At 28.8% G+C, this 2,356-nt stretch carries 1 protein-coding gene; it reads left to right on the top strand.

Annotated elements, in window-relative coordinates; genetic code table 11:
- Positions 1–146 precede the first annotated feature (146 nt).
- Entirely contained in the window at positions 147–2,285 is a 2,139-nt protein-coding gene (locus tag HN894_07975) for a T9SS type A sorting domain-containing protein (GenBank protein MBT7143261.1), read from the top strand.
- Positions 2,286–2,356: the final 71 nt, after the last annotated feature.

The following is a 2,356-nucleotide window of genomic DNA, read 5'->3' as shown; positions in this document are numbered from 1 at the left end:
AGAATCATTCAAAATAAAATTCGGTAAAATTTAAAATTGAATAAAAAAATTAACTAAAACTCATCAATGTTAATATATTTGAGCATGAAAATTGTAGAAACGTTTATGAAAAAAAAGTTTATGAATTAATCAGGTTAGAATCAAATGTGATATTAAAAAATGTCATATTATCAGACAATTCTTCTAGTAACTTATACAATTCAAATTCAATTGGAGTAAATGGTGGAGGAATAATGGCCACTAATTCCAATTTCATTGTGAATAATGTCTCAATTATTAATAATGAAGCTGGGAAGTATGGGGGTGGACTATATAGTAATAATTCCAAATTTGAAATTAACAATTCGATTATTCAAAATAATATATCACAATATGTAGGTGGTATTTTTATTGAAAATTCAGATAGTTTTTCAATTTCGAATACAAGAATATTTGAGAATTTAGGATTGTTAGGAATTGGGGGAGTCACTGTTAATAATGCAAATTTGAAAATGACAAATGTTGAAATAGTTGCAAATATAGGCAATTCTAATTGTAGTGGTGCAGGTATAAGTTACTCGAATATTGATTTTACGAATTGTCTATTTACCAACAATGAAGGACACAACAATTCTTGTGGATTATATATTTCATATTCTGAAGGACATTTAATAAATAATACTATAGCTAATAATTTCAACTACAATCATGAACCTGCAGTAGTTTTTAATTCTGCAGGAGTTACTGTTTTAAATTCAATAATTTATGAAAATTTTGTTTTAGATACCATAATCAATCCTACTAATCCAATTCATTATGATATAGAAGGCGATGCCAATATGGCATATTCAGCCATTGGTTATCTTAATCAACAAAACAACATTTTCTCACAAGGAAATATTCAAACCGATCCATATTTTGTTAATCCTATTCAAACTATTCCTTACACAAGTTATCAAAACTTGAATTATGAACTTTTGTGGAACTCACCCTGCATTGATGCAGGAATAGATTTTTATGTTTACAATGGAGACACAATATTAGATTTAGACTCGAGCGAATATTTGGGTTCAGCACCTGATATGGGATACTATGAATATAAGTTTAAGCCAAGTGCCCTTATAGATATTGGGGTGACAAAATTAGATTATCCTACTGAAATAAACTGTGGCTTGTTATCCAACGAATCAATTATACTTTCTATCAGAAATTTTGGCTCCCAAGCTTTTTCAAATTTCTATATTTACTTTAGCATATCTCAAAACCCGATTGATTCAATACTTGTAAACAACACGATTTTATCCAACACAGAGCTGGAAATTCAAATTTCTAACAATTTTGATTTTTCTACTCCAGGAGCATATGAGATTGTAGCCTGGACAGAATTTCAAAATGATACTATAAATACTAATGATAGCTTATTTACTTCAATTTTTTCAGGAACAAAAATAGATAAATTTCCATATTTTACAGATTTTGAAAACGACAATGGATATTGGAAGAAAGGTTCAGAGCAATCAAGTTGGGAATGTGGCCAACCAAATGGGCTATTTATTAATTCTGCAACATCAGGAACAAATGTTTGGGCAACAAATTTAGCTAATTATTGTTATTTTGAAAATTCTTTTGTTGAAAGTCCTTGTTTCGATTTTACAAATTTATTGCATCCGACAATTGAATTTAATTATTGGATAGAAGTTTATTTGAACGATGGTGTTGCTTTACAATCATCAATTGATGATGGAGCAAGCTGGCAATATGTTGGAGCAATTGGTGATACAGGAAATTGGTATAACATAACCTGCTCAGGTTTAGATTTGTTTGGGGCGAATATCGGAGCATGGAATGCTAGTGGTTATTTATATGATTGGTTAAATGCAAGTCATTTATTAGAATATTTATCAGGAGAACCTATTGTAAAATTTCGCTTTGTAATATCAACATCATTAACATCTTTGTATTATTATTATGATGGATTTGCTTTTGATGATTTCTCAATATATGACCTTGACCTCTCGTATGTTGCTGCAAATGATTTACAAAAACAATTTATTCTCCACCAAAACAAACCAAATCCTTTTGTAGAAACAACAGAAATTTCGTTCTACATCCCAAAACAAACTGAAGTTGAAATTTCAATTTATAATATTCTGGGTGAAAAAATTCAAACTCTTGTATCAAAAACATACTCAATCGGTGAGCATTCAATAAAATTCAATTCAAAAAATTACAATCCAGGAACATATTTTTATAAAATGACTTGCCCTGATTTTGTTGACACAAAAAATATGATTATTTTGGAATGATTTGTTGAAAATGATGACAATAACACAAAAAATATAAATGTTAATTAAAAACTTAGTCATATGAAAAATGT

The sequence above is a fragment of the Bacteroidota bacterium genome (assembly GCA_018692315.1).
Lineage (GTDB): Bacteria > Bacteroidota > Bacteroidia > Bacteroidales > JABHKC01 > JABHKC01.
Note: the sequence above shows the minus strand (reverse complement) of the source record. Positions and strands in the feature narration are given on the sequence as shown.